Annotated in this window: 25 protein-coding genes and 2 pseudogenes; 13 read left to right on the top strand and 14 right to left on the bottom strand. The window is 68.9% G+C overall.

Annotated features, from left to right (window positions below; translation table 11 throughout):
- Positions 1–14: 14 nt before the first annotated feature.
- The 3 genes from ABMA10_RS07825 to ABMA10_RS07815 all read right to left on the bottom strand — a co-directional run bounded on the left by ABMA10_RS07825 (position 15) and on the right by ABMA10_RS07815 (position 2,001).
- Positions 15–848, bottom strand: coding sequence for a hypothetical protein (locus ABMA10_RS07825; protein WP_347870196.1), 834 nt, complete (start codon positions 846–848; stop codon positions 15–17).
- 19 nt (positions 849–867) lie between these two features.
- On the bottom strand, positions 868–1,494 hold the full coding sequence (locus tag ABMA10_RS07820) for a TetR/AcrR family transcriptional regulator (protein ID WP_347870195.1): 627 nt from the start codon (positions 1,492–1,494) through the stop codon (positions 868–870).
- A gap of 120 nt (positions 1,495–1,614) precedes the next feature.
- The gene (locus ABMA10_RS07815) at positions 1,615–2,001 is read right to left on the bottom strand and encodes a MerR family transcriptional regulator (RefSeq protein WP_347870194.1); all 387 of its coding nucleotides are present in this window, start codon (positions 1,999–2,001) and stop codon (positions 1,615–1,617) included.
- A gap of 122 nt (positions 2,002–2,123) precedes the next feature.
- Between ABMA10_RS07815 and ABMA10_RS07810 the strand changes: the two genes are divergently transcribed.
- The 6 genes from ABMA10_RS07810 (at position 2,124) to ABMA10_RS07785 (ending at position 7,924) form a co-directional block, all read left to right on the top strand.
- Positions 2,124–3,320 (top strand): MFS transporter, encoded by a 1,197-nt coding sequence (locus ABMA10_RS07810; protein WP_431031402.1) that lies wholly within the window; start codon positions 2,124–2,126, stop codon positions 3,318–3,320.
- A gap of 92 nt (positions 3,321–3,412) precedes the next feature.
- On the top strand, positions 3,413–3,796 hold the full coding sequence (locus ABMA10_RS07805) for an MmcQ/YjbR family DNA-binding protein (RefSeq protein ID WP_347870192.1): 384 nt from the start codon (positions 3,413–3,415) through the stop codon (positions 3,794–3,796).
- Between the two features lie 128 nt (positions 3,797–3,924).
- Entirely contained in the window at positions 3,925–4,782 is an 858-nt protein-coding gene (locus ABMA10_RS07800; RefSeq protein WP_347870191.1) for a siderophore-interacting protein, read from the top strand.
- Between the two features lie 69 nt (positions 4,783–4,851).
- Complete coding sequence (locus ABMA10_RS07795) at positions 4,852–5,799, top strand: iron-siderophore ABC transporter substrate-binding protein (RefSeq protein WP_347870190.1); 948 nt, start codon at positions 4,852–4,854, stop codon at positions 5,797–5,799.
- Positions 5,796–6,863 carry a FecCD family ABC transporter permease gene (locus ABMA10_RS07790; RefSeq protein ID WP_347870189.1) on the top strand — a complete coding sequence of 356 codons (1,068 nt, stop codon included), beginning with the start codon at positions 5,796–5,798 and terminating at the stop codon, positions 6,861–6,863. Before ABMA10_RS07795 ends, ABMA10_RS07790 begins: the two co-directional genes overlap by 4 nt.
- Positions 6,860–7,924, top strand: a complete 1,065-nt coding sequence (locus ABMA10_RS07785) for a FecCD family ABC transporter permease (RefSeq protein ID WP_347870188.1) — start codon at positions 6,860–6,862, stop codon at positions 7,922–7,924. Before ABMA10_RS07790 ends, ABMA10_RS07785 begins: the two co-directional genes overlap by 4 nt.
- Before the next feature lie 21 nt (positions 7,925–7,945).
- On the opposite strand, the pseudogene ABMA10_RS07780 reads toward ABMA10_RS07785, so the two are convergent.
- The 4 genes and pseudogenes from ABMA10_RS07780 to ABMA10_RS07765 all read right to left on the bottom strand — a co-directional run bounded on the left by ABMA10_RS07780 (position 7,946) and on the right by ABMA10_RS07765 (position 9,662).
- Positions 7,946–8,184: pseudogene (locus ABMA10_RS07780) on the bottom strand (helix-turn-helix domain-containing protein).
- Positions 8,184–8,834, bottom strand: a complete 651-nt coding sequence (locus ABMA10_RS07775; protein ID WP_347870187.1) for a hypothetical protein — start codon at positions 8,832–8,834, stop codon at positions 8,184–8,186. The pseudogene ABMA10_RS07780 and the gene ABMA10_RS07775 overlap by 1 nt, the downstream one beginning before the upstream one ends.
- A gap of 109 nt (positions 8,835–8,943) precedes the next feature.
- Positions 8,944–9,243, bottom strand: a pseudogene (locus tag ABMA10_RS07770) (biopolymer transporter Tol); the annotation flags it as partial.
- A 107-nt stretch (positions 9,244–9,350) separates the two neighbouring features.
- Complete coding sequence (locus ABMA10_RS07765; RefSeq protein WP_347870186.1) at positions 9,351–9,662, bottom strand: hypothetical protein; 312 nt, start codon at positions 9,660–9,662, stop codon at positions 9,351–9,353.
- A gap of 244 nt (positions 9,663–9,906) precedes the next feature.
- Here ABMA10_RS07765 and ABMA10_RS07760 point away from each other — a divergent pair, with 244 nt between their 5' ends.
- Positions 9,907–10,389, top strand: coding sequence for a pyridoxamine 5'-phosphate oxidase family protein (locus ABMA10_RS07760; protein ID WP_347870185.1), 483 nt, complete (start codon positions 9,907–9,909; stop codon positions 10,387–10,389).
- 111 nt (positions 10,390–10,500) lie between these two features.
- Positions 10,501–11,100: an FMN-binding negative transcriptional regulator gene (locus ABMA10_RS07755; RefSeq protein ID WP_347870184.1), complete on the top strand. Its 600-nt coding sequence runs from the start codon at positions 10,501–10,503 to the stop codon at positions 11,098–11,100.
- Positions 11,101–11,142: 42 nt separating this feature from the next.
- On the opposite strand, the gene ABMA10_RS07750 is transcribed toward ABMA10_RS07755, so the two are convergent.
- Positions 11,143–12,042, bottom strand: a complete 900-nt coding sequence (locus ABMA10_RS07750; protein ID WP_347870183.1) for an NAD(P)-dependent oxidoreductase — start codon at positions 12,040–12,042, stop codon at positions 11,143–11,145.
- A gap of 101 nt (positions 12,043–12,143) precedes the next feature.
- On the opposite strand from ABMA10_RS07750, the gene ABMA10_RS07745 reads away from it, so the two are divergent.
- The 3 genes from ABMA10_RS07745 (at position 12,144) to ABMA10_RS07735 (ending at position 15,241) form a co-directional block, all read left to right on the top strand.
- The gene (locus ABMA10_RS07745) at positions 12,144–12,947 is read left to right on the top strand and encodes an IclR family transcriptional regulator (protein WP_431031401.1); all 804 of its coding nucleotides are present in this window, start codon (positions 12,144–12,146) and stop codon (positions 12,945–12,947) included.
- A gap of 72 nt (positions 12,948–13,019) precedes the next feature.
- On the top strand, positions 13,020–14,456 hold the full coding sequence (locus tag ABMA10_RS07740) for an MFS transporter (protein ID WP_347870181.1): 1,437 nt from the start codon (positions 13,020–13,022) through the stop codon (positions 14,454–14,456).
- Between the two features lie 41 nt (positions 14,457–14,497).
- The gene (locus ABMA10_RS07735) at positions 14,498–15,241 is read left to right on the top strand and encodes a fumarylacetoacetate hydrolase family protein (protein ID WP_347870180.1); all 744 of its coding nucleotides are present in this window, start codon (positions 14,498–14,500) and stop codon (positions 15,239–15,241) included.
- A 4-nt stretch (positions 15,242–15,245) separates the two neighbouring features.
- On the opposite strand, the gene ABMA10_RS07730 is transcribed toward ABMA10_RS07735, so the two are convergent.
- Positions 15,246–16,151, bottom strand: a complete 906-nt coding sequence (locus ABMA10_RS07730; RefSeq protein WP_431031400.1) for a DMT family transporter — start codon at positions 16,149–16,151, stop codon at positions 15,246–15,248.
- Positions 16,152–16,219: 68 nt separating this feature from the next.
- On the opposite strand from ABMA10_RS07730, the gene ABMA10_RS07725 reads away from it, so the two are divergent.
- Positions 16,220–16,804 (top strand): TetR/AcrR family transcriptional regulator, encoded by a 585-nt coding sequence (locus ABMA10_RS07725; protein ID WP_347870178.1) that lies wholly within the window; start codon positions 16,220–16,222, stop codon positions 16,802–16,804.
- Between the two features lie 9 nt (positions 16,805–16,813).
- Positions 16,814–17,593, top strand: coding sequence for an SDR family oxidoreductase (locus ABMA10_RS07720; RefSeq protein ID WP_347870177.1), 780 nt, complete (start codon positions 16,814–16,816; stop codon positions 17,591–17,593).
- A gap of 35 nt (positions 17,594–17,628) precedes the next feature.
- Here ABMA10_RS07720 and ABMA10_RS07715 read toward each other — a convergent pair whose 3' ends face one another.
- The 5 genes from ABMA10_RS07715 to ABMA10_RS07695 are packed head-to-tail and all read right to left on the bottom strand — an operon-like array spanning position 17,629 to position 23,647.
- Complete coding sequence (locus ABMA10_RS07715) at positions 17,629–19,674, bottom strand: beta-galactosidase (RefSeq protein ID WP_347870176.1); 2,046 nt, start codon at positions 19,672–19,674, stop codon at positions 17,629–17,631.
- Positions 19,671–20,837 (bottom strand): hypothetical protein, encoded by a 1,167-nt coding sequence (locus ABMA10_RS07710; RefSeq protein ID WP_347870175.1) that lies wholly within the window; start codon positions 20,835–20,837, stop codon positions 19,671–19,673. The genes ABMA10_RS07715 and ABMA10_RS07710 overlap by 4 nt, the downstream gene beginning before the upstream one ends.
- On the bottom strand, positions 20,830–21,726 hold the full coding sequence (locus ABMA10_RS07705; protein ID WP_347870174.1) for an ABC transporter ATP-binding protein: 897 nt from the start codon (positions 21,724–21,726) through the stop codon (positions 20,830–20,832). The genes ABMA10_RS07710 and ABMA10_RS07705 overlap by 8 nt, the downstream gene beginning before the upstream one ends.
- The gene (locus tag ABMA10_RS07700) at positions 21,723–22,616 is read right to left on the bottom strand and encodes an ABC transporter ATP-binding protein (RefSeq protein ID WP_347870173.1); all 894 of its coding nucleotides are present in this window, start codon (positions 22,614–22,616) and stop codon (positions 21,723–21,725) included. The genes ABMA10_RS07705 and ABMA10_RS07700 overlap by 4 nt, the downstream gene beginning before the upstream one ends.
- Complete coding sequence (locus tag ABMA10_RS07695; RefSeq protein ID WP_347870172.1) at positions 22,613–23,647, bottom strand: ABC transporter permease; 1,035 nt, start codon at positions 23,645–23,647, stop codon at positions 22,613–22,615. The genes ABMA10_RS07700 and ABMA10_RS07695 overlap by 4 nt, the downstream gene beginning before the upstream one ends.
- Positions 23,648–23,711: the final 64 nt, after the last annotated feature.

Raw genomic sequence — 23,711 nt, 5'->3', positions numbered from 1 at the left:
TGCGTCCCTCCGCTTCAGTGGTGCGTCGACATCCTGGCCGTCCGCCCGGTGAAGACGGCTCGCTGCAGGCCCGACTGGTGAACCGCACCCTCGATCGCGCCGTCGGCTGCGACGACGAACACGAGCGTCGGCACCGGTGACAGTTCGGCATAGCTCATGAAGGCGATGTGGAGCGAGACGAGCGCCCGCGGTTCGGCATCGGAGCGCACCGCGTCCTCGATCTCGCACACCATCGCCATCGCCGAGAGATGGTCGCCCGTGTGGTCGGCGAGGATCGGGTCGGCAGGGTTCGACCGCACCTCCCGCGCCCGGATCCGCGCCGGATCAGAGCGCGCGGCGCGGCGCAGGATCGCGGCCGAGGTCTCGTCAGTGCCCCGCACATCTGGCGCGATGGCGACCCCGTGCCTCACCCGGTCGTACAGGGCGATGGGCAGGAACTTCACGCTCGCGGCACCACTGCCGAGCCGGGCACCGGGCGCTTCGAGGACGAACCTGAGGGCGGCGGCCCGGGCCATCCGTACTGCTCCGGCCTCTGCCGCGCGCGTCACGCGGACCGTTCCCTGCACCGGATGCTCGAGGGCGCCCGCAATCGAGGGTCGCAGGTCGAGGGAGATCGAGGTCAGCATGAACACCGCATCGGCGGGGACGGCGAGCGCACGATGCGCATAGACGATGCCCGCCTGCCGCTGCACCTCCATGAGTTCAGCGAACACCCCACCGTCGCGCACCGCCGGCGTGCGGAAGGTCGCCGTCAGGGCGTCGTGGTCCTCATGGGCTGTGCCGAGCCAGAGGTGTCCCGCATCACGTTTGTGCGCGCTCTCGGGAACGATCCGCCAGTCGTCGTCCATGTCATGGACCGGTCCTGCATCAGTGCTGGTGCGGTGCGAGGATGGCGATGAGGTAGGGCTGGGCGCCCTTCATCCGGCCGGGCATCGACTTCCAGGAGTCGTCGATCTCCGACAGCACCTGCACACCGACGAACAGCTGGTTGACGAATTCGGCGGCACCCTGCGGATCGACGCCGGGATCGATCGAACCATCGCCGATGCCGAGCTCGATGAGCATCTTCGCCGTCTGGATCCACTCGAAGTACGGCTCGCGGGCAGCCGCCTCGAACCCGGTGCCAGGTTGTGTTGCGAGCTTGATGCCACCCTGCACGATGGTGTCCGAGGACATGATCGCGGCGAGGCCGTCGCTCAAGCCGAGGATCTTCTCAAGGCCCGTCAGCTCGCTGGAGAGCACCGCTTCGAGCGGACCCGCCATGCGTTCCTGCTGCGCGGCGAGGACCGCCGCGGCGATGTCCTCCTTGTTCCCGAAGTGGAAGTAGAGCGAACCCTGGCTGATGCCGGCTTCAGCGGAGATGTCCCGCAGGCGGGCTTCAGCGAAGGACCGCTTCGAGAAGACGCGGCCCGCGGCTTCGAGGAGCGCGCTCCGCGTGGCGATGGAGCGCTGCTGCGGTACGCGCCCGGTCGGCGATGTGTGATCCTCGGCCATGAGTGCCATTCTCTCTCGTTCCGGAGTGGGATCGGGTGAACCGAGAATAGCGCGCGTCAAAGCAATACGGGCAACTATCTTTCGAGGCCGGTTCTGAAACCCCAGTGGTCATCGAAACCGTCAGACCACGGCCTCGCCGCTGACAATCGAACCGACGCCGACCCGGCCCAGATAGGTGTCGATCGCGTCACGGCTCGACTGGAGGCAACTGACCTTCGCATCGAGCCGCGCGCGGTGCTCGAGCAACCGTTCCAGCACCTCCGGCGAGGGCGTGACCTGGTAGATCGTGTCGTCGTCCTCGAAGCACGGCAGGATCGCGAGGATGAGCGAACTCGTCATCCCGACGGCGAGGAGTTCGCGGATGCGCTGCACCTTGGCGACCAGGTGATCTCCGTACTCGCGGTAGCCGTTCGGACCGCGGGTCGGTCGGAGCAGGCCCTGCTCCTCGTAGTACCGCAACAGTCGCGGAGTGCTCCCCGTCGCCGCCGCCAACTCGCCGATGCGCACGCGAGGCTCCTTCCGTCCGGACCGTGTACTCTCTCAGCAGCCATGGACCGGGGCCGGATATTCCCGCTGTCGAGACGTTGATTTGACCATGCCACTAGTGGCAGGCGCTCACACTCACCCTCATGACCATTGAGACCCGCAACACGCGCCGGCAGGACCCACCGTCGGTGCGTCTCCGATCCCCGCTCCCCGCCGCACTGCTCCTCGCCGCAGTCGGGTTCGTCACCCTCCTGACCGAGGTCCTCCCGGCCGGCGTCCTTCCGGCCATGGCTGCCGACCTGGGCGTCTCGGAGTCGCTCGCCGGCCAGAGCGTGGCCGTCTTCGCGCTCGGCTGCATCGTCGCGGCGATCCCACTCTCCCGGGCGTTCGCTCGATTCGACCGTCGCACGGTGATCCTCATCGCCCTCATCGTCTCCGCGCTCGCGAACGCGGGAACCGCCGTCGCTCCCGAGCTCGTGTCGCACCTCGCCACACGTTTCCTCGCCGGGCTCGTCGCCGGGCTGGTCTGGGCCATGCTCCCCGGCTACACGCGAGGGTTCACCGACTCGGAGCGGTTCGGCTCCACCCTCGGCGTCGTCCTGTCGGGCGCGACGCTCGGCTTCGCACTCGGCGTCCCGGTCGGCACGATCGTCGGCGAGCAGCTCGGTTGGCGGACGGTGTTCGGCATCGTCGCTGGACTCACGCTGGTGCTCGGCGTCATCGCGGCAGCCGTCGCTCCACGTGTGGCCGGAGCCGCACCAGCTCGGTCGGCACGGATGTTGACGGCGCTCAGGATCCCGACGGTCATGACGATCCTGATCGCCCTCGCCGCCTGCATCATCGGCCAGAACATCGCGTACACCTACCTCGCACCGGTGTTGATCTTCCGGGGGACCGCGGTCCCCCTCGGCTTGGTGCTCGCGATCTTCGGCATAGCCTCGGTGGTCGGCACCCTCGGTGCCGGCCGACTCGCCAACGCGCGGCTCGGCGCGACAGTCGTCGCCGCGGCCCTCCTCGGCACGGCAGGTCTGGCCGTCGTCGGCTCCGCCCCACCGGTCTGGGCGCTCCTGCTCGCCGCGGCCGGGTGGGGGCTGGCCTTCGGCGCGTACTCGGTGCTGTTCCAGATCGCCATCGCCCGGGTGGCCGGCGATGCTGCCGACGCCGCCCAGTCCGCGCTCGTGACCGTGTGGAACACCTCGATCGCCGTCGGTGGCGCAACCGGTGGACTCATCCTCGGCACTTGGGGCGCCGGAAGCCTCTTCCCCGTGGCCTCGCTCGTGAGCGTCGTCGCCATCCCACTCTGCGTCCTCATCGCCCGCAGCGTCCGTCACCGACACTGATCCACGGCGAGCAAGCGGACGGTTCACTCGGCCGGTTCCGTCGGCGGTCCCGTCTAGGCTCGAACCGACCGGCGAGGACAGGAACAGGACGCATGGACGAACGAACGCTCCACGAGGTCGCATTGCGGACGGCGCTCGCGCTGCCGGTCGTCACGCACGGTTTCCCGTTCGGTCCCGAGACCGACGTCTGCAAGGTCGTCGACCGCGTCTTCATGGTCTGCGGGACGCACGGCGGCGAGCGCGCCGGCGAGCCGATCGTCACCGTGAAATGCGAACCGCCGTTCGGCCTGGCGCTGCGCGAGGAGTACCCGACGATCACGCCCGGGTACCACATGAACAAGCAGCACTGGATCTCGATCGGTGTCGGGCCGGGCATCACCGAGGAGCTCGTCACGGAGATCGTGACGAACGCCTACGAACTCGTCGTCGAACTCATGCCGAAGGCCAAGCGCCCAGGAGTCCCCCGGAACGCCTGAACCCAGGCGAACGATCCTTCCGAGCAGTCACGTCCGGGCTCTCGCGTCCGAGCGGCCGACTCCAGCCACTGCCGTGATGTTCCGCTCCATCCCAGATCGGCTCGATCGCACCAGGTACGCTCGGAGCGATGCCCGTCCCGTTCCTGCGCTCACCGAACGTCCTGTTCGACACGGTCGTCGGTCGCACCGAGCGGCTCTCGCCCGGCTTTCTCCGCATCACGCTCGTCGCCGACTCCCTCGCCTTCTTCGCACCCTACGAGCGAGATCAACGCATCAAGATCCTGATCCCGCCCGGCGCGTCCGCCCCGGTCGCTCTGCACGGCGGCATGCCGGAGCACGAGTGGCGTCGTGCCTGGCGAGACCTCCCGGTCTCGTCGCGGCCAGTGATGCGGAGTTACACGGCACACCGTGTCCGGCCCGACGAGTGCGCTCTCGACCTCGACGTCTTCGTGCACCAACCGGCCGGACCGGCGAGCCGGTGGGCGCTGTCCGCCGTTCCCGGTGACCCCCTGCTCGTCTCCGGCCCCGACGTCCGGCGAGGAGACCCGATGCACGGCATCCAGTGGGAGGGGAGCTCCGCGACGTCCGTCCTGCTCGCTGCCGACGAGACCGCCTTCCCGGCGGTGCTCGGCATCCTGAACTCGCTGGACGTCGGCGTCGAGGCGACGGTGCTCCTCGAGGTCGGTGACCCCGCAGACACCGTCCTCCTCGGACCGGTCCTCTCCGGACACGCGTGCGAGATCGTCGTCCGGTCGGAGCGCACGGGCGCTCCGGCACTCGTCGATGCCGTCGAACGGTGGCTCGCCGTGCACGGGTCCGCAGCGGCGGATCGTGCCGAGGGCTTCGCGGCGTGGCTCGTGACCGAGAGCTCCCGGATCCCGGCGCTCCGGGAGGCGACCGCGAGGTACGGGATCGATCCGGACCGGGTGCATGCGCAGGGCTACTGGAACGCCCGGCCGCGGCCAGTCCAAGAGCCGCGGCTCTGACCACCTGAGTGAGGAAGGTTATGCTTGCCTTACCCGATCGCTCGCTGCGATCCTGTCGAAAGGTCGCACGTGCCCCTCCCCCTCACGCTTCGCCGTCGCTCGCGCCTCATCGCGGTCGCCGCGTTCTCGGTCGCCGCCCTCGCCCTCAGCGCCTGCAGCGGCGGGAGCGCCCCGACGGCATCGGATGCCGCAACCGGCAGCGCTGACACGAGGGTGATGGAGCACGCACACGGCGAGACCACGATCCCGAGCGCCGCGGAGCGCGTCGTCGTCCTCGAACCGGTACAGCTCGACACGACGGTCGCGATGGGCGTCATCCCCGTCGGCGCGGCAGTGCTCAATGAGACCGCCGGCGTTCCGGCCTACCTGGGTGCGGACGCCGCCGAGATCGCGACGGTGGGCACCGTCGCCGAGCCCAACGTCCAGTTGATCGCTGCGGCGAGACCCGACCTCATCATCGGCACCGAATCACGGCACTCCGCCCTGTACGACCAGCTCTCCGAGATCGCGCCGACCGTGTTCATGGCGACCCAGACCGACCCCTGGCGCGACAACGTACGCTTCGTCGCGGAGGCGCTCGGCGATCCAGTCGGCGCGGATGATCTGCTCGACGCCTACGACGCGCGCTGCGCTGAGATCGCCGAGGAGCATGACACCGCGGGGAAGACCGCCCAGCTCATCCGACCGCGCGACGGCATCCTGACCCTCTACGGACCCACCTCCTTCGCGGGCAGCACGCTCGAATGCGCCGGCTTCACCACCCCCGATCAGCCGTGGGAGGACATCTCGCTGGACCTCTCCCCAGAGCGCGTCCTCGAGGCGAGAGCGGATCAGGTGTTCGTCACGACCGTCGACGTCGACGACGCATCGACGATGCCGGCGTCGCTGACGGCGAATGCCGCAGCGTTCCCCGGACCGCACCTCGTCGACCAGTCGTTCTGGATCACCGGGGTCGGACCGCTCGGCGGCATGGCGGTGCTCGACGACCTCGACCGGCTGCTCTCCGACGGGTCGTGACAACCGGTACCGCGTCCCGTGGCGCGCCCGGTGCGTCAGCGACATCGCAACGTGTGAAGCGGCCGACGAGTCGGCATCGACTCCTCCTCCCGCTCGTCGCCGCGATGGTCGCGCTCGTCCTGGCCATCGGGGTGTCACTCCTCGTCGGCGCGAATCCGCTCTCCCCCGAGGCGATCCGCGCGGTGCTCGCCGGCGCAGGCACCGACGAGGCCCGATACGTCGTCTGGGGTCAGCGCGTGCCGCGGACGATCGCAGCCATCGTCGTCGGCGCGGCTCTCGGTGTCGCCGGAGCACTCATGCAGGCGTTCACGCGCAACCCGCTCGCCGACCCCGGCATCCTCGGGGTGAACGCCGGCGCAGGCTTCGCGGTGGCCGCAGGCATGGCCTTCCTGGGCGTCACCTCACCAGCCGACACCGCCTGGCTCGCATGCGGCGGTGCGCTCGTCGTGACCCTCGTGGTCTCTGCGATCGGCTCCGGCGGACATGAGCAGTCGTCCAACGCGCGGCTCACGGTGACCGGCGTCGCGTTCGGCGCAGTGCTCGCCGGACTCACCACGGGCATCGCACTCACCCACCCGGACACCTTCGACCGCATGCGCGGATGGAACGCGGGCAGTCTGCTCGAACGAGACCTCAGCGTCGTCGCCCCGGTGCTGCCCATGGTGGCGGTCGGCCTACTCCTGGCAGCGGCCAGCGCGCGGAGCCTCAATGCGATCGCCCTCGGACCCGACGTCGCCCGCTCGCAGGGCGTCAGCATCACGCGGAACCGCCTCCTCGTCCTTGCAGCGGTGACGCTCCTCGCCGGCGGGGCGACCGCCGTAGCCGGCCCGATCGCGTTCGTGGGGCTCGTGGTCCCGCACGTCGTGCGCTGGTGTGTGGGCAGTGATCAGCGGCGGATCCTCGCCGGTTCGGTGCTGGCAGGCTGCATCCTCGTCATCTGCTCGGACGTGATCGGACGTGTCGCGGTGCTCCCGGGCGAGATGCCGGTCGGCCTCGTCACCGCGTTCGTCGGCGCGCCCGTGCTCATCATGCTCGCACGGCGCAGGACGGCGTCGGGGCTGTGAGCGGGACGCGACCAGGAGCGGGAGCGGTCGGCAAGCTCGCGCGATCCCTGAGGACGAGCGCTCCACGGCGTCGACCGACGCCGCGGATGCTCGCCGTCGGCACCGCAGCCGTGCTCGGGATCGTCGTCGCCGCGCTCGCTGGGCTCGCACTCGGCGACTTCCCGCTCACCATCGACGAGGTGCTGGCAGTGCTCACCGGCAGGGCCGACGGGCTGGCGCGCACCGTCGTACTCGACTGGCGGCTTCCCCGCATCCTCGCCGCGATCGGCTTCGGCGCCGCGCTCGCGGTGTCCGGTGCGATCTTCCAGACCCTCACGAGGAACCCACTCGCGAGCCCCGACATCATCGGTCTCGCGAACGGTTCGTTCACCGGCATGCTCGTCGCATTGCTCGTCCTCGGGGGCAGCTGGCCGGCGCTCATGGCAGGATCACTCCTCGGCGGGCTCGTTGCCGCGGTCGCGATCTTCCTCCTCGCCCTGCGACAGGGACTGTCCGGGTTCCGCTTCATCGTCGTCGGCATCGGCGTCTCGGCCATGCTCGCAGCCGGCAACAGCTGGCTGCTGCTGCGCGCCGATCTCGACGTGGCACTGTTCGCCGCGGCGTGGGGCGCAGGCACGCTCAACACGGCGACGGCGACCGTCGTCTGGCCGGCACTCGGTTGCCTCGTGGTGCTGTTCGCGCTGACGCCATTCGCCGCTCGGCCACTCCGGCAGCTCGAACTCGGCGACGACGTCGCCGCATCGACCGGCGTCCGGCTCACCCGGGAGCGTGCGCTGCTCATCGGGCTCGCCGTCGCATTGGTGAGTGCCGTGACCGCGGTCGCCGGGCCGATCGCGTTCATCGCGCTGGCGGCTCCGCAGATCGCCAGACGGCTGGCAGCGGCTCCCGGCATCCCACTGACGTTGACGGCCCTCATCGGCGGATTCCTCCTCCTCGCGTCCGATCTCGTCGCACAGCACCTCATTCCGCTCACGGTGCCGGTCGGCGTCGTGACGGTCGTCATCGGTGGCTTGTACCTGACCCGGCTACTGCTGCGGGAGCGTCGGATCACAGCTCGCTGAGGTGCGGCTCAGTGGGTTGCGTCAGTGGGGTGCGTCGAGCTCCAGGAGCTCCCCGACTTCGCAGTCGAGCACGCGGCAGATCGCAGTGAGCGTCGAGAATCGGATCGCCTTGGCCCGGTCGTTCTTGAGGACCGAGAGGTTCACGACGCTGACGCCGACGGTTCGCTGAGGCGGGCGAGGGTGAGGCCGCGCGCCAGGAGCAGACGGTCGAGGTTGCAGTGCACGCCGCTCGCTCCGTCCTCTCCCGTCTCCGGCACCATCAGACGAGTCCGTCCGTGTCGGCCCGCAACCGCTCACCGGCGCGGAACGCGATCGCGAGACCGGCGAGCGCCAGCGCGGCGAGCACCGGCAGCCAGGTGACCTCGAAGGTGACACTGAAGTCGCCGTCGTCCGTCAGCAGCGCGAGTGCCCCGTTCGACGCCATGGTGCCGAACAGCGAGGCGGCGAACCACCCGCCGAGGATCGCGAAGGAGGCGATGGTGACGAGCCGGGCCGTGCCTGGCGCGAAGGTCTCACCGCGCCAGAGTCGGCGGAAGACCAGAGCCGCGCAGACGATGACGATGAGACTCGCGGCAGCCGGCAGGACCGCGGCGAGCACCACACTCGCGAAGGTGGCGACCGGGAGGTCCGAGACCACGACGACACCGTCGGAGACCTGGACCTCGGCTCCTGCGACCCCGTCCGGGATCGCAGCGGTGAGCCCGACGAACTGCACCGGCACGCGGATGCCGTCGGAGCCGAAGATCTCGAGGAGTCGGAAGACGAGGGTCACCACGACGACCACGGCGGCGATACCGATGGTCGTGAGGACGGTGGCCAGGTCGCGGCGCTGCGCGCGTTCGGCCTTGGCCGCCCGGCGTGCGGCGAGTTCGGCCACGTCGGGGATCGGTCGGTCGGTTGGTCCGGTCATCATCATCACATCCATATCGTTTTTCGTTGGTATCGATAAACGATATGTCGTGAGCGTTCAGAATGCAACCCGCCCGTCGCGAACGCTCGCCGCTCAGTCGGGCGGGCGGCAGCGCCTCGAGCGCTCGGAGCGCCTCCTCGGCGCGAGCCAGCCGGGCGGTCTCGGGTTCATCCCACCAGTACGGGCCACGTTCTCCGAGGCCCTGCTTCGCGAGGCCTACCCGACGACGCGCAGCCGCGACCGCTTCGTCGTCCCCGACGCGTTTCGCCTGACCGACCGATGAACGACCACGACCCAGGTGCGACTTCAGTGCGTCGACGACGTCCGCCGGCAGGCTCGGGTCCGTGCGACGCCATCGTCGGCCGTCGATCACGAGCCAGCGCTCGTCGCCACCCGGGCTGTTCGTCATGTGATCCTCTGTCCTGCAGGCACCAGCCGGCTGCCCCTCCGACCGACTGCGGCCCGGCCGCGCACCCGTCCGGGTTGGCGCGACCGGGCCTCGGGCCGTCCGGGTTGTCAGCCGTTCTTGACGGCGTCGAGCACGCCGGCCCAGCCGAACGACGAGATCGCGTCGGCGAACGTGGAGTCGCCGCGACCCTCGCCGAGCCGCTCGCCCGAGGCGCCGTCGACGACGACGACCGTGTGGTCCTTCTCAGCCTCGGTGCCGTTGCCCTCTTCGATGAACTCGATGTGGATCTCGCTGTCGCCGAGCGTGCCGGTGACCGTCGTCTTCGTCGCTTCCTCAGCCGTCTTGGTGGTGAGGAACGGTCCGCCGCCGAGCGCTGCGAGCGCCTCGTTGATCTGGTTGATGAGCGATGAGGTGTTCATGTTCTCTCCCTGCGGTCGTGAAGCGTCCAGGCTAACCACGGCACCTGCGAGCGAGGGGAGCATGGCGTTCGCTCCCGGAATGTGACAGGGTACGCGTCCGCGCACCGAGCTGTTGCAGATGACAGGCCATCCGTCAACGGTCGGCGCGACTCTGCTTCGCGAGAAGTTCGAGTCGTAGGCTGCTGGCCACGCAGACCGGTCACCCGAGACGGACGGACCGGTCGAGACGACGAAGGAGAGACTCATGGCCGGAGACACCGACCCCTACAAGACGCTCACCGATCTGCTCGCGGACTTCCGCTTCGCGATGCTCACCACCGTGGACGCCGACGGCAAGCTCGTCGCCCACCCACTCACCGTGCAGGAGCGCGAATTCGACGGCGACCTCTGGTTCATCGTCGGCAAAGACGCTTCGGCCGTGCAGCAGCTGCGCTCGAACGACAACGCTGGCGTCACACTCAGCTCGGACAGTTCCTGGGTCTCCCTCGCCGGCACCGCGGCCCTCGTCGAGGATGCAGCCAAGCTGGAGGAGCTGTGGAACGGCGCCGTCGAAGCCTGGTTCCCCGACGGCCCCTCCGACCCCCGCGTCGGTCTCCTGAAGTTCTCCGCTGAGAGCGCCGAGTACTGGGACAGCCCCGGGGGCAAGATCGCAACGGCCATCGCCCTGGTCAAGTCCAAGGTCACCGGCGAGACCTACGAGGGCGACAACGCCAAGCTCGAGCTCTAGTCCCGGATCCCCCCCCGAGTCGCCCGAGATCGCACCGTCCAGCGGTCGTCTCCGGGCGGCTCGGCTGCGCCTCAAGGCCGTCCGATACGCTCGACGACGGAGGACACCACCATGCGCAAGACACCGCACTACCTCATGACGGACGTCGACGAGGTCAAGCGCCTCATCCGTCACAATCCGTGGGCGACGTTCGTCTCCCCCGCCACCACGGGCCTCATCGCATCGCACTATCCCGCACTGCTGGAGGAGGACCGCGACGAGCTGTCGATCGTCAGCCACTTCGGACGCCCGGATGAGAAGCTCCACGAACTGGGAGCACACGAGGTCCTCGTCATCATCCAGGGACCGCACGACTACGTGTCACCGAGTTGGTATCCGGCAGGCGAGGTCGTGCCGACCTGGAACCACGTGACGGCTCACCTCTACGGCACACCGGAGATCCTGAGTGAGGATGAGAACTACGAGATGCTGAGCAAGCTCACCGACCACTTCGAGCAGCACTATCCCGGCGGCCGGAGCCTCGCCGCAGACGAGGCCGGGACCCGTCGCGCAGCGAAGGGGACGGTCGGTCTGCGGATGAAGGTCACCCGGTTCGACGCGCGCGCCAAGCTGAGTCAGAACAAGGCGCCCGCCGTGGTCGAGGACATCACCGCGCACCTCGCGGAACGCAACCCCGCGCTCGCCGACGAGATGCGTCGGCAGCACCACTGAGTCGCTGCTGAGCGGCCACTGAGCCGCAACGCGACCGTTGGCTCAGCGGGATGTGTCGACGAACCGGTGCACGACGGCGAGGTCCTCGTCACCGAGGCCTGCTTCGACGACCCCGTCGAACACCTCGCGGACGGTGTCGAGCAGCGGCGCAGGGGTCGACGTGTCTGCAGCAGCTGCGGCAGCGAACGCCAGGTCCTTCACCATGAACCGGGCGACGCCGCTCGGTGAGTAGTCGCGTGCCACCAACCGCTCGCGCTTGGATTCGAGCACCCGGCTGCCCGCATACCCACCCTGCAGGAGCGTGAGCAACGCGTCGAGGTCGAGCCCGGACCGTTCCGCGATGACTGAGGCCTCGCTGATGGCGGTCATCGTGGCGGCGACGATCAGCTGGTTGCACGCCTTCGCGACGTCGCCTGCGCCGAGCGGCCCCAGATGAACCGGCGTCCCGCATGCCGAGAGCACCGCGCTCGCGCGCTGCGCCTGCTCATCCGTGCCGCCCACCATGATCGACAGGGTGCCGGCGGATGCCCCCTCGGTGCCGCCACTCACCGGTGCGTCGACGAGCTGCAGTCGGTCGTCCGTGGCAGCTCGCAGGCGCGCATCGAGCGATCGGATGCCACTCGGCGACACGGAGGAACTGACGATGACGAGCGCGTCGAGCGAGGACGACGCCAGGCCGTCCGCCGCGAACAGCAGCTCCTCCACCTGCGGGAGGTCCGGCACCATCAACAGGATCACGCCGCACCGCTCGACGAGGTCGTGGGGCGACACCTCCCAGACGGCTCCTGCATCGATCGCGCCAGCAGCGCGGGCCTCACTGCGCCCGGTCACATGGACTTCGCGACCTGCGGCGAGGAGGTTCAGCACCATGGGAAGCCCCATGTTGCCGAGGCCGATGACGCCCACACGTTCGGACCGGGACGACTTCGACTCCAGTGACATGGCGATCACTATACAGAACGGCGTTCACCATCATGGCGTTGCATCGCCTCGCCCACCCTTCGACGCGATACCGTCGGCTGGAGACCGATGAAGGAGCGACCATGACAGACGCAGACACCGAGCGCGGCGGAGCGCAAGCACCAGCCGTCCTCCGAGCGGTCCGCATCCTGGACCTCCTCGCCCTGACCCCCGGCCAGGTGCGCACCCTGACCGACATTGCACGTGAGCTCGGGATCGCGAAGTCGTCGACCTCGGCCCTCTGCGCTGCACTCGAACAGGGCGGGCTCGTCCGCCGGACCGAGGGCGGATACCTCCTCGGACGCCGCACCGTCGACATCGGCAGCGCCTACCTCGCCGGCTTCGATCAGATCCGCGAGTTCTACCGGATCTGCGAGGAGTCCCCCGTCCTCAGTCGGCAGCTCGTGCAGATCGCGATGCTCGACGGCTCCCGGGTGCTCTACCTCGCCGTGTTCGAGGGGCGTGAGCGCTTCCCGCTGTCCGCGAGCGTCGGTGACCGCTACCCCGCGTCGGCGACCGCAGTAGGCGCGGCGCTGCTCGCAGAACTCGAACCCGAGCAGGTCGAGGACCTCTACCGCGATCCGACGGCCCTCGTCACCTTCACGGACCGGAGCGTCACCGACCTCCACGCCCTGCAGGAACGACTCTCGGAGACGAAGCGACGCGGCTACGCGATCGACGAGGGCAGCCTGCACGTGAGCGTGCTGGGGCTCGCGAAGCTCGTCCCGGCGGCCAGCTCCGGTCAGCCGTCGTTCGCGATCGGCGTCTCGCTCGTGCACCCGGCGGACAGCGAGCGCGAGCAGGAATCCGTCCTCGCGGCCCTCACACAGGCTGCAGCCGAGCTCGAACGGCCAGTGCTCGTACCGTCACCTACGTTCAGCCAGTAGAACTTCGTTCATCATGGTGTTATGTTGGCTGCCGTCGGGCAACGCGGCCCGACTGCATGAGAGGCCACACCGATGACGAGTTCTCCATCCGACGACACCACCGGGGCGCCGGCCGCGACACGCGGCTCGTCCGACCCGGAGTACGCAGCGAACCTGCGCCGGGCAACCCTGGCGTCCAGCGTCGGCAGTGCGCTCGAGTACTACGACTTCGCGCTGTACGGGCTGGCGTCCGCGCTCATCTTCAGCAAGATCTTCTTCACCGACCTCGACCCCGCGATGGGCCTCGTCGCATCGTTCGCCACCTTCGGCGTCGGCTTCATCGCCCGTCCCATCGGCGGCATCTTCTTCGGCACCCTCGGTGACCGCATCGGTCGCAAGTGGGTCCTGCTCGTCACCATCGCACTCATGGGTGGTGCCAGCACCCTGATCGGCGTGCTCCCGACGTACGAGCAGGTCGGCATCTGGGCCCCGGTGCTCCTCGTCCTCATGCGCCTCCTCCAGGGATTCGGTGCCGGTGCGGAACAGGCCGGCGCGACCGTGCTGATGGCCGAGTACGCACCTCGTCGCCGTCGCGGCTTCTTCGCAGCGCTGCCGTTCGTCGGCATCCAGGCCGGGACCCTGCTGGCGGCCGGCGTCTTCGTCTACCTCGGCACCCTGCCGACCGAGGTCCTGCTCTCGGGCGTCTGGCGCATCCCGTTCCTCGCCTCGGTCCTGCTCATCGGTGTCGCCGTCTTCATCCGTCTCCGACTCCGCGAGAGCCCCACCTTCGTGCAGCTGGAGAAGCAGGAGCAGGTCGCGAACAGCCCGCTCAAGGAGGTCTTCAGCACCTCGTTCCCGAACGTCCTGCGCGGCATCGGCCTGCGGATGGCCGAGAACGGCGGCTCGTACCTGTTCAACACCCTCGCCGTGAGCTTCGTCGTCGGCACCGTCGGCATCGGCGCCTGGATCGGCCCACTCGCCGTCGCCGTGGCCTCCGTCGTCGGCATCATCAGCGTCCCGCTCGCCGGCCACCTCTCCGACCGATTCGGCCGCCTGCCCGTCTACCGGTTCGGTGCCGGAGTGCTCCTGGTACTCGCGTTCCCCGGTTGGTGGCTGCTCTCGCTCGGCAACCCGACCCTCGTGATCATCGTGATCGCGGTCGCGATCGGCCTCGGCGTCAACACGATGCTCGGCGCCCAGTGCGCGCTGCTCCCCGAGCTCTTCGCGAACCGTCACCGCTACATCGGTGTCGCCGTCTCCCGCGAGATCAGCGCAGTCCTCGCCGGCGGTCTCGCCCCTGTGCTCGGAGCGTGGCTCATCGCCGTCAGCGGTGGTTCGTGGATCCCGTTGGCCATCTACATCTTCATCCTCGCCGCGATCACCTTCGGGACCACGTTCATCGTGCCGGAGACGCGAGGTCGCGACCTGACACTCCTGTACGACGCACCAGAGGACACGGAGTTCGACCTGTCCACGCGGCCGACGCCGATCGTCTCGCGCAAGAAGTTCCTGGCGCGGGCTCGCACCTGACCCGCCCCACCACCCGTCACCCCTCGCCACGAAAGGCACCCATGCGCATCGCCAGGATCTCCACCCCGACCGGCCCGCAACACGCGATCGCGGACAGCGACGACTGGGCACTCGTCGTCGATCCGTTCGTCGCCGAACCCGTGCGCACGGGCGAGACCGTGCCGATGGCGGGTGCGCAGCTGCTCGCTCCGGTCGAACCGCGCGTCCTCGTCGGCATCGCGCACAACCTGACCAACAACCACCACGCGCTCCCGATCCAGGCATGGCTCAAGTCACCGCACTCGGTGACCGGCCCTGGCGAGTCGATCGTGGCGCGTGGCGGTGTCGGGACGGTGAACATCGAGGGGGAGCTCGCGGTCGTCATCGGTGCCGTCGCGGAGGGGCTCACGCTCGAGAACGCACTCGACGTGGTGCTCGGCTACACGATCGTGAACGACGTGACGAACGTCGACCGCAACGCCGTGGACGAGAAGAACTTCGAGGGCAAGGGCGGCACGAACTACACGCCCCTCGGCCCGTGGATCGAGACGCAGGTCGCCGACCCCGACGACGTCGCCACGTCGGTCGTCGTCAACGGCGTTGAGCGGGCGTCGAGCGGCTCCTTCAACCTGCCGTCGTCGGTCGCCGCCACGCTCGTGTACGTGTCGGCGTGGGTGACGCTGCACCCGGGAGACGTGGTCATGACGGGCGCACCGAACACCTTCGTCGCAGTCGAGCCCGGCGACCGGGTCGACATCACGCTCGCGGGTCTCGGCACCCTGAGCAACCCGGTCGCGGCCGTCTGAACCGTCAGCGGCCCCGTGCGTCGCTCAGGAGAACGGCAGCGACACCGGCAGCGCTGAGCGCGAAGCCCGCAGTGGTGAGCCAGGTGAACGGTTCACCGAAGAGCAGAGCACCGGCGAGCGCGGTCGTCGGCGCGACGAGGAAGAGCAGGGCGTTCACCACCGTGACACCGACGCGACGGAGCAGCCACCAGTAGAGGCCGTACGCGGCGAGGGTCGGGACGAGCGCGAGGAACAGCGAGGTCCACCAGAAGGCCGGGTCGCCCGGCGGGACGATCGCGCCGGTCAGGAGCGCGAGCACCGCCAACAGGACGGTCGTCGCCACGGCGTGGATCGTGAGCGTGACGAGCACGGAGCTCGGATGCGGCGTCCGTCGCTCGAGGATCGTCGCGGTGATGAGGCTCAGCATCGCGAGCAGCGGGAACAGGTACGACACCGGCGACGCCCCCGACGATCCGAACTGCGACTGGACGACGAGGAACACGCCCACCGAGCCGACCCCGAGACCCAGCCACTGGGCTCCGGGCACCCGCACGTGGAGGAGCGGTCCGGCGAGCGCCGCGATGACGAGCGGTTGCACGGCGTCGATGAGCGCGGTCGTGCCAGTCGACACGCCGGACGCGACCGAGGCGTAGACGAACACGACATATCCGAACTGCCCGAAGAGGCCGATCACGAGTTGCGAACGCAATTGCGCGCGGGTGATCCCCCGCCACCGGCCGCTGAGGACGAGCACGAGGACGAGGCCGGTCGCGAGTGGGATGAAGCGCCAGATTAGCACGGTGAGCATCGGCTCCTCCGCCACGCCGATCTTCCCGACGATGAAGCCGGAGCTCCAGGAGAGCACGAACGCGATGGCGGCGATCGGGACGATGACCACGCGGAGCCGTCTCCTGACGGCTTCGCCGCCCATCGAAGGTGCCGAAAGTATACCGATCTGTTTACTCATCCTGGAAGTATACAGACTGGTATAGTCTCTGCATGACCACCGTCGTCCCGGAGCTTTCTGCCCTCACCCCCGGCGCCCGCCGCGTGCTCGACGCAGCCTCCGTCCTCTTCTACGAGAACGGGATCCACGCCGTCGGCGTCGACACCATCGCGGAGGCCGCCGGCGTCACGAAGAAGACCCTCTACGACCGGTTCGGGAGCAAGGAGGCGCTCGTCCTCTCCTACCTGCAGCACCGCGACGCGCGGTGGCGCGACTGGGTGGACGCCCACCTCGCCGAGCATCCGGAACCAGGCGTCGATCGGGTCCTGGCGATCTTCGACGCGGCGATCGCCTGGTCCGACGACAACAGCCCGAAGGGGTGCAGCGCCGTGAACGCGCGCGCCGAGATCCCCGACCATGCGACCGCCGGGCTCGTGCTGCCGGAGGTCACCCGGCAGAAGCAATGGTTGCTGGAACAGTTCGACACCCTCATCGCCGAAGCGGGGCTGCCCGACCCGGGCGACCGGGCCCGCGAGATGATGCTCCTCTACGAGGGCGCCATCGTCACCGTCGGCATGCGCACCTTCCGCGAGCCGTTCGAGGCCGCGAGGTCGGTCGCGAGACGACTCCTCGCGTAGGGTCGCAGGATGGACCTGACGCATACGAACCGGCTCGCCGTCGTCACCGGGGTCGGCCGTCGCCGCTCGATCGGAGCAGGACTCGCGCTGGGTCTCGCCGCCGACGGCTGGGACCTCGTCCTCAACGCCTGGCAGCCGTATGACGACCGGCTCGGCTTCGAACGGACGCCAGGCGACCCGGAAGCGATCGCCGAGGAGTGCCGCGCGCTCGGCGTCTCGGTCGACGTCGTCCTCGGCGACCTCTCCGATCCGACCTTCCCGCAGGAGCTGCTCGAGCAGGCTCGCCGCCTCGGCCCCGTCACCGCGCTCGTGATGTCGCATTGCGAGTCGGTGGACAGCTCGATCCTCACGACGAGCGTCGACGCCTGGGATCGCCACTTCGCCGTGAACGCCCGCGCGACGTGGTTGCTCATCAAAGCCTTCGCCGAACAGTTGCCACAGCTGACGACGCCCGGCGCGGTCGGTGGCCGGATCGTCGCGCTCACGAGCGATCACACCGCCAACAACACCCCCTACGGCGCGAGCAAGGGCGCACTGGACCGCATCGTCATCGCGGCGTCGGTGGAGCTCGCCGACCGTGGCGTCCGGGCCAACGTCGTCAATCCCGGCCCGATCGACACCGGATGGATGGACGACGACGTCCGTGCCTGGGGCATCGCCGACACCGCAGCCGGCCGCCTCGGCACGCCGGCGGACACAGCGGACCTCGTGCGCTTCCTCTGCTCGCCCGCAGGCTCATGGATCAACGGCCAGCTCCTCTCCAGCAACGGCGGTTTCCGCGTCGGTTAGGAGCGGGCCGCTCGCCCGGACTCGGACGCCGACGGTCAGCCGCGTTCGGTGAGCACGACGACCGCACCCGGTGCCAATGGAACGCGGTCCTCGTGCACGACACCCGTCAGCAGATCGGTACCGGACGCTTCCGCCCACCCCGCTTCGTCACGGTGGTTGATGAGGAACAGGTAGGACCTGTCGACGGAGGACCGTCGCACCGCTTCGACACCGGGTGAGACGATGGCGACCGGCTCGACCGGCGTCTCCGCCAACAGACGGTCGATGAGCAGCCCCAGGCTTTCCGGGTCGAGGTCGGCGGAGAGGTACCAGGCGGTTCCACGACCGAGTCGGCGGCGTGTGACGGCGGGGAGTCCTGCAGCGACCCCGTCCGAGTAGCCGGCGACGACCTCGACGTCGGCGTCGGCAGCCGGGTCCTGCAGCACTTCGGTCCATCGGCTGGCGGTCCACCCGTTGTCGAGGGCTATGGTGCGACCCTCGGCGAGGGGAGCGAACTCCTCCACGACGACACCGAGCAACGATCGGAACGCTCCCGTGAAGCCGCCGGGGCGAACGGTGTTGACCTCGTCCACCACTCCTGAGAACCAGGTCACGAGCACCGTCCCGCCGGCCTCCGTGAACGCCTCCACAGCGCGGGCGTTCTCGTCGGAGACGAGGAAGAGCCCGGAGACGATGACGATCCGGTAGGGCGAGAGGTCCGTCCAGGGCGCGACGACATCCGTGGTGATGGCGCGCTCGAAGAAGGCGTTGTGCACCGCGCGGGCGGTCTGGGAGGCGCTCATCCGATTGATGGGTTTGAGGCCGCTGCGCACCGCCCACCCGGCTTCGTTGTCGTGCAGGATCGCGACCTCCGCCGGTGTCACGACGGAACCCCGGACCTCAGCGAGCTCCCGGACATCGCGCCCGAGCGAGGTGACGCTCCGGAACGCGCGGGTGTCGCGGCCGGCGTGCGGGAGCATCGCCGAGTGGAACTGCTCGGTGCCCGATTTCGAGGCACGCCACTGGAAGTACATCACGCTGTCGGAGCCGCGGGCGACGTGGGCGAGGGCATGTCGGGCGAGCTCTCCCGGCTCTTTCGGCTGATTGATCGAATGCCAGCTCGATCCGCCGGTCGCGTGCTCCATGAGCATCCAGGGCCCGCCGCCCGACATCCCGCGCATGCGGTCGCCGCTGAAGGCGAGGTCCTGGTGCCGCAACGGATCCGGGCCGTAGGTGTAGTGGTCGTTCGCGACGATGTCCATCTCCCCCGCCCACCGCGTGTAGTCGACCACATCGGGGCCGAGTCCGACCATGAAGTTGGTCGTGATCGGGAGATCCGGAGTGTACTGCTGGAGCACCGCACGCTCGGCCCGGTACTGCTCGAGCAACTCGTCTGAGGAGAACCGCTCGTAGTCGAGCAGCTGACCCGGGTTGTGCGCGGTGACACCACCCGGGGTGGTGACCTCCTCGAACGAGGAGTAACTGTTCCCCCAGAACGTCATCCCCCAAGCCGCATTGAGCGCGTCGACCGTGACATATTTTGCCTCGACCCACTCACGGAAACGATCGTTGGACACCGGACAGTGGCATCGTGCGTTGCCGCCACCGAGCTCGTTGCTGACGTGCCACATCCGCACGGCCGGGTGGTCGACGACATGCGCGGCGAGTCGATCGACCACGCGGAGTGCGTAGCGGCGGAAGACCAGGGAGGACGGGCAGAAGCCGAGCCGCCCTCCGGGAGCGAGCGGATGGCCGTGTTCGTCCTGCGGCAGGATCTCGGGGTGGAGGCGGTGCAGCCACATGGGGACCGCGGCCGTGGGTGTCGCGAGGTCCACCGCGATGCCGTGTTCGTGGAGCAGATCGAGGATCCGGTCGAGCCAACTGAAGTCGAACACGCCCTCGCGTGGCTCGTGGACGCTCCACGAGAAGACGCCGAGCGTCACGAGGTTCACCGCCGCCTCCCGCATCAGTTCCATGTCCTCGAGCACGGTCTCCCACGGCCACTGCTCCGGGCTGTAGTCGCCGCCGAACGACAACGCCTCGGTCGGCCACGGAGCGGTCGTCCGCACGCTGGTCCCGGTCGGTTCGGTATTCCTGGTCATGCAGGGGTGTCCTTCGCTGTCGACGATGCATCGGGTCCAGGGGTGAGGCTGAGCACTCGGGCCGTCGGCGCTTGGACCGCGACGGTCACGGTGAGCTCACCCGTCGGCGCGTCCCACTGCCACGACCAGCCGTCGGAGTCCGCTGGGAAGAACGGCTGGACGGTCAGCTCTCGGCCACGGTAGGCCGGAAGGGGAAGCACGACCACGCTCGGAGCGCCGGGCCTCCGCCAGAGACTGATCCGGGCTCCACCAGCGTGCCGAAGGCCGAGGGAGACCCAGCGGTCCTCCCAGCCTGGTAGACCGAGTGGCCAGAACGGGAGCGACGCCTCGATGTCGGCGACGACGGCCCTCTGCGCGGCGACGGCCTCGCGGACGATGGAGACCTCGTCGGGCGTCATGCGGTTGAGGTAGCCCGAGAGGTACATCCGGCCGAGCACCCCGTTGACGAGCGCGAACACCATCGCCTCGCGTCCGGAACCCGAGAGGGGGTACGCCCAGTTCCCCGCCTGCTCCGGCAGCATCGAGGCGGGAGCGGCAGCTGTCGACCACGAGCCGCGGTTCGCGACGTGCAGACGGCTGCGCGGTGGTTGGTGCTGGACGTCGCGGTCGATCCGCGCGAGACCCAGCTCCCGCAGCGGCCGGGTCGTCCAGCGGCTCTCGGCCACCCAGTCGTTGGCGGCCGAGGCCAACTCGAACCCATCGACGTCGGGGGCCGCCGTCAGGAAGGCCCCGGTCGCGAACGTCGAGACGGCGTCGAGCACGATCGTCCCCTCGTCGGCGGTCACCTCGGTCCACGTACGGAAGGCGCTGACACCGTCGCGCAGCTCGAAGACACTCGTCACCGCGAGGCCCGTCTCCTCGTCATGCTGGTCGATCCGAAGCGTCCCGCCCTCGACGGTGTGCGCGCGGTACCGGAGTCGGGCGCCGATGACGGTGTCGACGTATCGGAAGCTTCCCGGGAAGCGGCCGTGACCGAAGCCCGACAGCTCCACGAGCGGTTGTCGCAGTTCGGGAGCGAGGACCGGCACGTCGTGCCCTTCGCCGCCCGATCCGATGCCGACGAGCGCAACGGGCTCCCCCTCCCCGGTTGCGAACACCAATCCGATCGCGTCGTTCCCCCAGCGCAGCAGGGCTCCAGTGCCGCTGCCGGCGCGCTCAGACACGTGCCGGCTCACGATCCGCGGACTCCCACGACTGCGTGTGGTGGTTGTAGCAGACGGAGTTGTCGAGCGAAGCCCGGTCGGGTGCCGCTTCGGAGGAGACGACCTTGCCGATCTTCTCCGGGTCGGGTGCGGCGAGCGCCAGCAGCTTCGTGTAGTCGTGCTGCGGGTTCAGGATGACGTCATCCGCCGGGCCGCGCTCGACGACACGGCCGTGGTACAGCACCAGGATCTCGTCGGAGAAGTGCCGCGCTGTCGCGAGGTCGTGCGTGATGTACAGGACGGCCAGGTCGTCCTCGCGCTGCAGACGGCCCATCAGGTTCAGCACGCCGAGCCGGATCGACACGTCGAGCATCGACACCGGCTCATCCGCGATGAGTACTTGCGCGCCCGGAGCGAGCGCGCGCGCGATGGCGACACGCTGACGCTGACCGCCGGAGAGTTCGTGCGGACGACGCGCCGCCATGTCCTCGGCAGGCGTCAGGTTCACACGCTCGAGCATCGTCAGCACCTGCTCATGCACGGCTGCCGCACCGGACGCCCGGCGATGGATCCGGATGGGTCGCGCGATGTGGTGCTCGATCGTGTGGAACGGGTTCAGCGAGGCGAACGGGTCCTGGAACACCATCTGCACGTGACGGCGGTAGAGCGAGCGCGGCACTCTCGCACCGTTGTCGAGGGTCACCTCGATCTGCCCGGACGACGGACGTTCCAGGCGCGCGAGCATGCGCGCGATGGTCGACTTCCCAGAGCCCGACTCCCCCACCAGGGCGACGGTGCGACCGGGGACGAGGTCGAAGGACACCCGGTCCACCGCGCGGAACGCCGTCCGCTTCAGCCCCTTCTTGATGGTGAAGTCCTTGGTGAGGTCGGTGACGCGGATCGTCGTCATGACGCGTCCTCCTGCGCTTCGTCGATGCCGGTCCGGATGAACGCGCCGCGCGAGCCGCTGAGGCTCGGGAACGACTGGAGCAGCCGGCGGGTGTATGGGTGCTCAGGTTCCCGGTAGATCTGATCGGCGGTGCCGAGTTCGACGATCTCGCCCTCGAGCATGATCGCGATACGGTCGCTGATCTCCAGGAGGAGCGGCAGGTCATGGGTGATGAACACGACGGCGAAATCGAGTTCGTCGCGCAGACGGACGATCTCGCGCAGGATGTCGCGCTGCACGACGACGTCGAGGGCCGTGGTCGGCTCGTCCATGATCATCACCTGCGGTTCCAGCAACATGGCCATGGCGATCATGACGCGTTGACGCATGCCACCGGACAGCTCGTGCGGATACGAGCTCAGCCTGGCGCGATCGACGCCGACCCGTTCGAGGACATCACCCGCCCGCCTGACACGTTCCTTCCGCGTCAGTTCGGGACGGTGCGTCAGCAGCACGTCACACAGCTGCGCGCGCACGTTCGTGACGGGGTTCAACGCGTTCATCGCACCCTGGAACACCATCGACAGCTTCGTCCAGCGGAACGCGCGCAGCTCCTCGTCCTCGAGTGCGAGGAGGTCGACGTCGCTGCCGTCGCGGTCGTGGAACGTGATGCTCCCGGAGGAGATGCGGGCCGGCGGCTTGTGCAGCCGGTTGATGGCGTAGGCGAGCGTGGTCTTGCCGCAACCCGACTCACCAGCGAGCCCGAGGATCTCCCCAGGGGCGAGCGAGAGACTCGCGTGCTTGACCGCGGTCACCGGGTGTTCGACCTCGTAGACGACCGAGAGGTCCGCGATCGTGACGACGGCAGGGCGGGTGGACCGCCGAGATGAGGGTGCTTCCAGGAGCGTCATGCCGATACCTTCCTTCCGCGCTCACCAGCGGCGCGTTCTCGCTTCGCCGTCGCCCGCTCGAGCTTCGCGGCGGCGTTCGCCCGCTTGCGGTGCAGCCGGACGTTCTTCAGCTTCGGGTTGATGATCTCGTCGATGGAGAAGTTGATGAGCGACAGCCCCATGCCGAACAGGGCGATGATGAGGCCGGGCGGACCGAACCACCACCAGGCGCCGAGCGGCAGGGCGAATCCGTTCTGCGCATAGAACAACATCGTTCCGAGCGTCGACGAGTTCGAAGCGCCGAGGCCCAGGAACGACAGGCCGGCTTCACCGAGGATCGCTGCGATCACGGCGAACACGAACTGCGAGGCGAGCACGGGCAGCAGGTTCGGGAGGATCTCGACCGCGATGACCCGCCCCGCCCGTTCGCCGGCGACCCGGGACGCCGCGACGTAGTCGCGGTTGCGGATCGACAGCGTCTGCGCTCGGAGCACCCGGCTGGACGCGGCCCACCCCGTGATCGCCAGGACGACCGCGATGGTCCACAACCCGCGCTGCTCCTGTGGCACGAACCCCGAGATGACGATCACGAGCGGCAGGCCCGGGATCACGAGGAACACGTTCGAGAAGAGCGAGAACGCCTCGTCCGCGAAGCCGCCGATGTAGGCACCGAGGATGCCGAAGAACGCCGACAGGATCGTCGCGAGCACCCCGACGATGAGACCGATCTGCAGCGAGCCGGCCGTTGCGTACGCGAGTTGCGCGAACACGTCCTGACCCGTCTGCGTCGTGCCCATGATGTGGCCGGCGCTCGGCGGCTGGAGACCGATGTCGCGGATGGTGGTCGGATCCTGCACGAGCAGGGGGCCGATCAGACCGAAGAGCGTGATGCCGCCGACGAGGAAGAGACCGACCGCGAGCCACGGTGTCATGGTCGGGAGCATCATCCGCCAGGCGGAGCGCGGCTTCTTGCCCTTCTCCGCCGCTGCGGTGGCGAGCGCCATCGTCGCGTCGGCGACGTTCGGCTCGGTACGGGGTGCGAGGTTCGTCATCGTCGGAGTCCTTCCGTGAACGGCTGCTGCACACTGCCTGGTGATGTCACTACTGCCACGCGCA

The organism is Plantibacter sp. RU18, from assembly GCF_050613355.1.
Lineage (GTDB): Bacteria > Actinomycetota > Actinomycetes > Actinomycetales > Microbacteriaceae > Plantibacter.
The sequence above is the reverse complement of the archived record's forward strand: the minus strand, read 5'-3'. Positions and strand labels throughout refer to the sequence as shown.

Coding starts and splice junctions, on each gene's coding strand:
- ABMA10_RS07825 (WP_347870196.1), bottom strand. CDS start 848: ATGGACGACGACTGGCGGATCGTTCCCGAGAGCGCGCACAAACGTGAT.
- ABMA10_RS07820 (WP_347870195.1), bottom strand. CDS start 1,494: ATGGCCGAGGATCACACATCGCCGACCGGGCGCGTACCGCAGCAGCGC.
- ABMA10_RS07810 (WP_431031402.1), top strand. CDS start 2,124: ATGACCATTGAGACCCGCAACACGCGCCGGCAGGACCCACCGTCGGTG.
- ABMA10_RS07805 (WP_347870192.1), top strand. CDS start 3,413: ATGGACGAACGAACGCTCCACGAGGTCGCATTGCGGACGGCGCTCGCG.
- ABMA10_RS07800 (WP_347870191.1), top strand. CDS start 3,925: ATGCCCGTCCCGTTCCTGCGCTCACCGAACGTCCTGTTCGACACGGTC.
- ABMA10_RS07775 (WP_347870187.1), bottom strand. CDS start 8,834: ATGACCGGACCAACCGACCGACCGATCCCCGACGTGGCCGAACTCGCC.
- ABMA10_RS07765 (WP_347870186.1), bottom strand. CDS start 9,662: ATGAACACCTCATCGCTCATCAACCAGATCAACGAGGCGCTCGCAGCG.
- ABMA10_RS07760 (WP_347870185.1), top strand. CDS start 9,907: ATGGCCGGAGACACCGACCCCTACAAGACGCTCACCGATCTGCTCGCG.
- ABMA10_RS07755 (WP_347870184.1), top strand. CDS start 10,501: ATGCGCAAGACACCGCACTACCTCATGACGGACGTCGACGAGGTCAAG.
- ABMA10_RS07750 (WP_347870183.1), bottom strand. CDS start 12,042: ATGTCACTGGAGTCGAAGTCGTCCCGGTCCGAACGTGTGGGCGTCATC.
- ABMA10_RS07745 (WP_431031401.1), top strand. CDS start 12,144: ATGACAGACGCAGACACCGAGCGCGGCGGAGCGCAAGCACCAGCCGTC.
- ABMA10_RS07740 (WP_347870181.1), top strand. CDS start 13,020: ATGACGAGTTCTCCATCCGACGACACCACCGGGGCGCCGGCCGCGACA.
- ABMA10_RS07735 (WP_347870180.1), top strand. CDS start 14,498: ATGCGCATCGCCAGGATCTCCACCCCGACCGGCCCGCAACACGCGATC.
- ABMA10_RS07730 (WP_431031400.1), bottom strand. CDS start 16,151: ATGGGCGGCGAAGCCGTCAGGAGACGGCTCCGCGTGGTCATCGTCCCG.
- ABMA10_RS07725 (WP_347870178.1), top strand. CDS start 16,220: ATGACCACCGTCGTCCCGGAGCTTTCTGCCCTCACCCCCGGCGCCCGC.
- ABMA10_RS07720 (WP_347870177.1), top strand. CDS start 16,814: ATGGACCTGACGCATACGAACCGGCTCGCCGTCGTCACCGGGGTCGGC.
- ABMA10_RS07715 (WP_347870176.1), bottom strand. CDS start 19,674: ATGACCAGGAATACCGAACCGACCGGGACCAGCGTGCGGACGACCGCT.
- ABMA10_RS07705 (WP_347870174.1), bottom strand. CDS start 21,726: ATGACGACGATCCGCGTCACCGACCTCACCAAGGACTTCACCATCAAG.
- ABMA10_RS07700 (WP_347870173.1), bottom strand. CDS start 22,616: ATGACGCTCCTGGAAGCACCCTCATCTCGGCGGTCCACCCGCCCTGCC.
- ABMA10_RS07695 (WP_347870172.1), bottom strand. CDS start 23,647: ATGACGAACCTCGCACCCCGTACCGAGCCGAACGTCGCCGACGCGACG.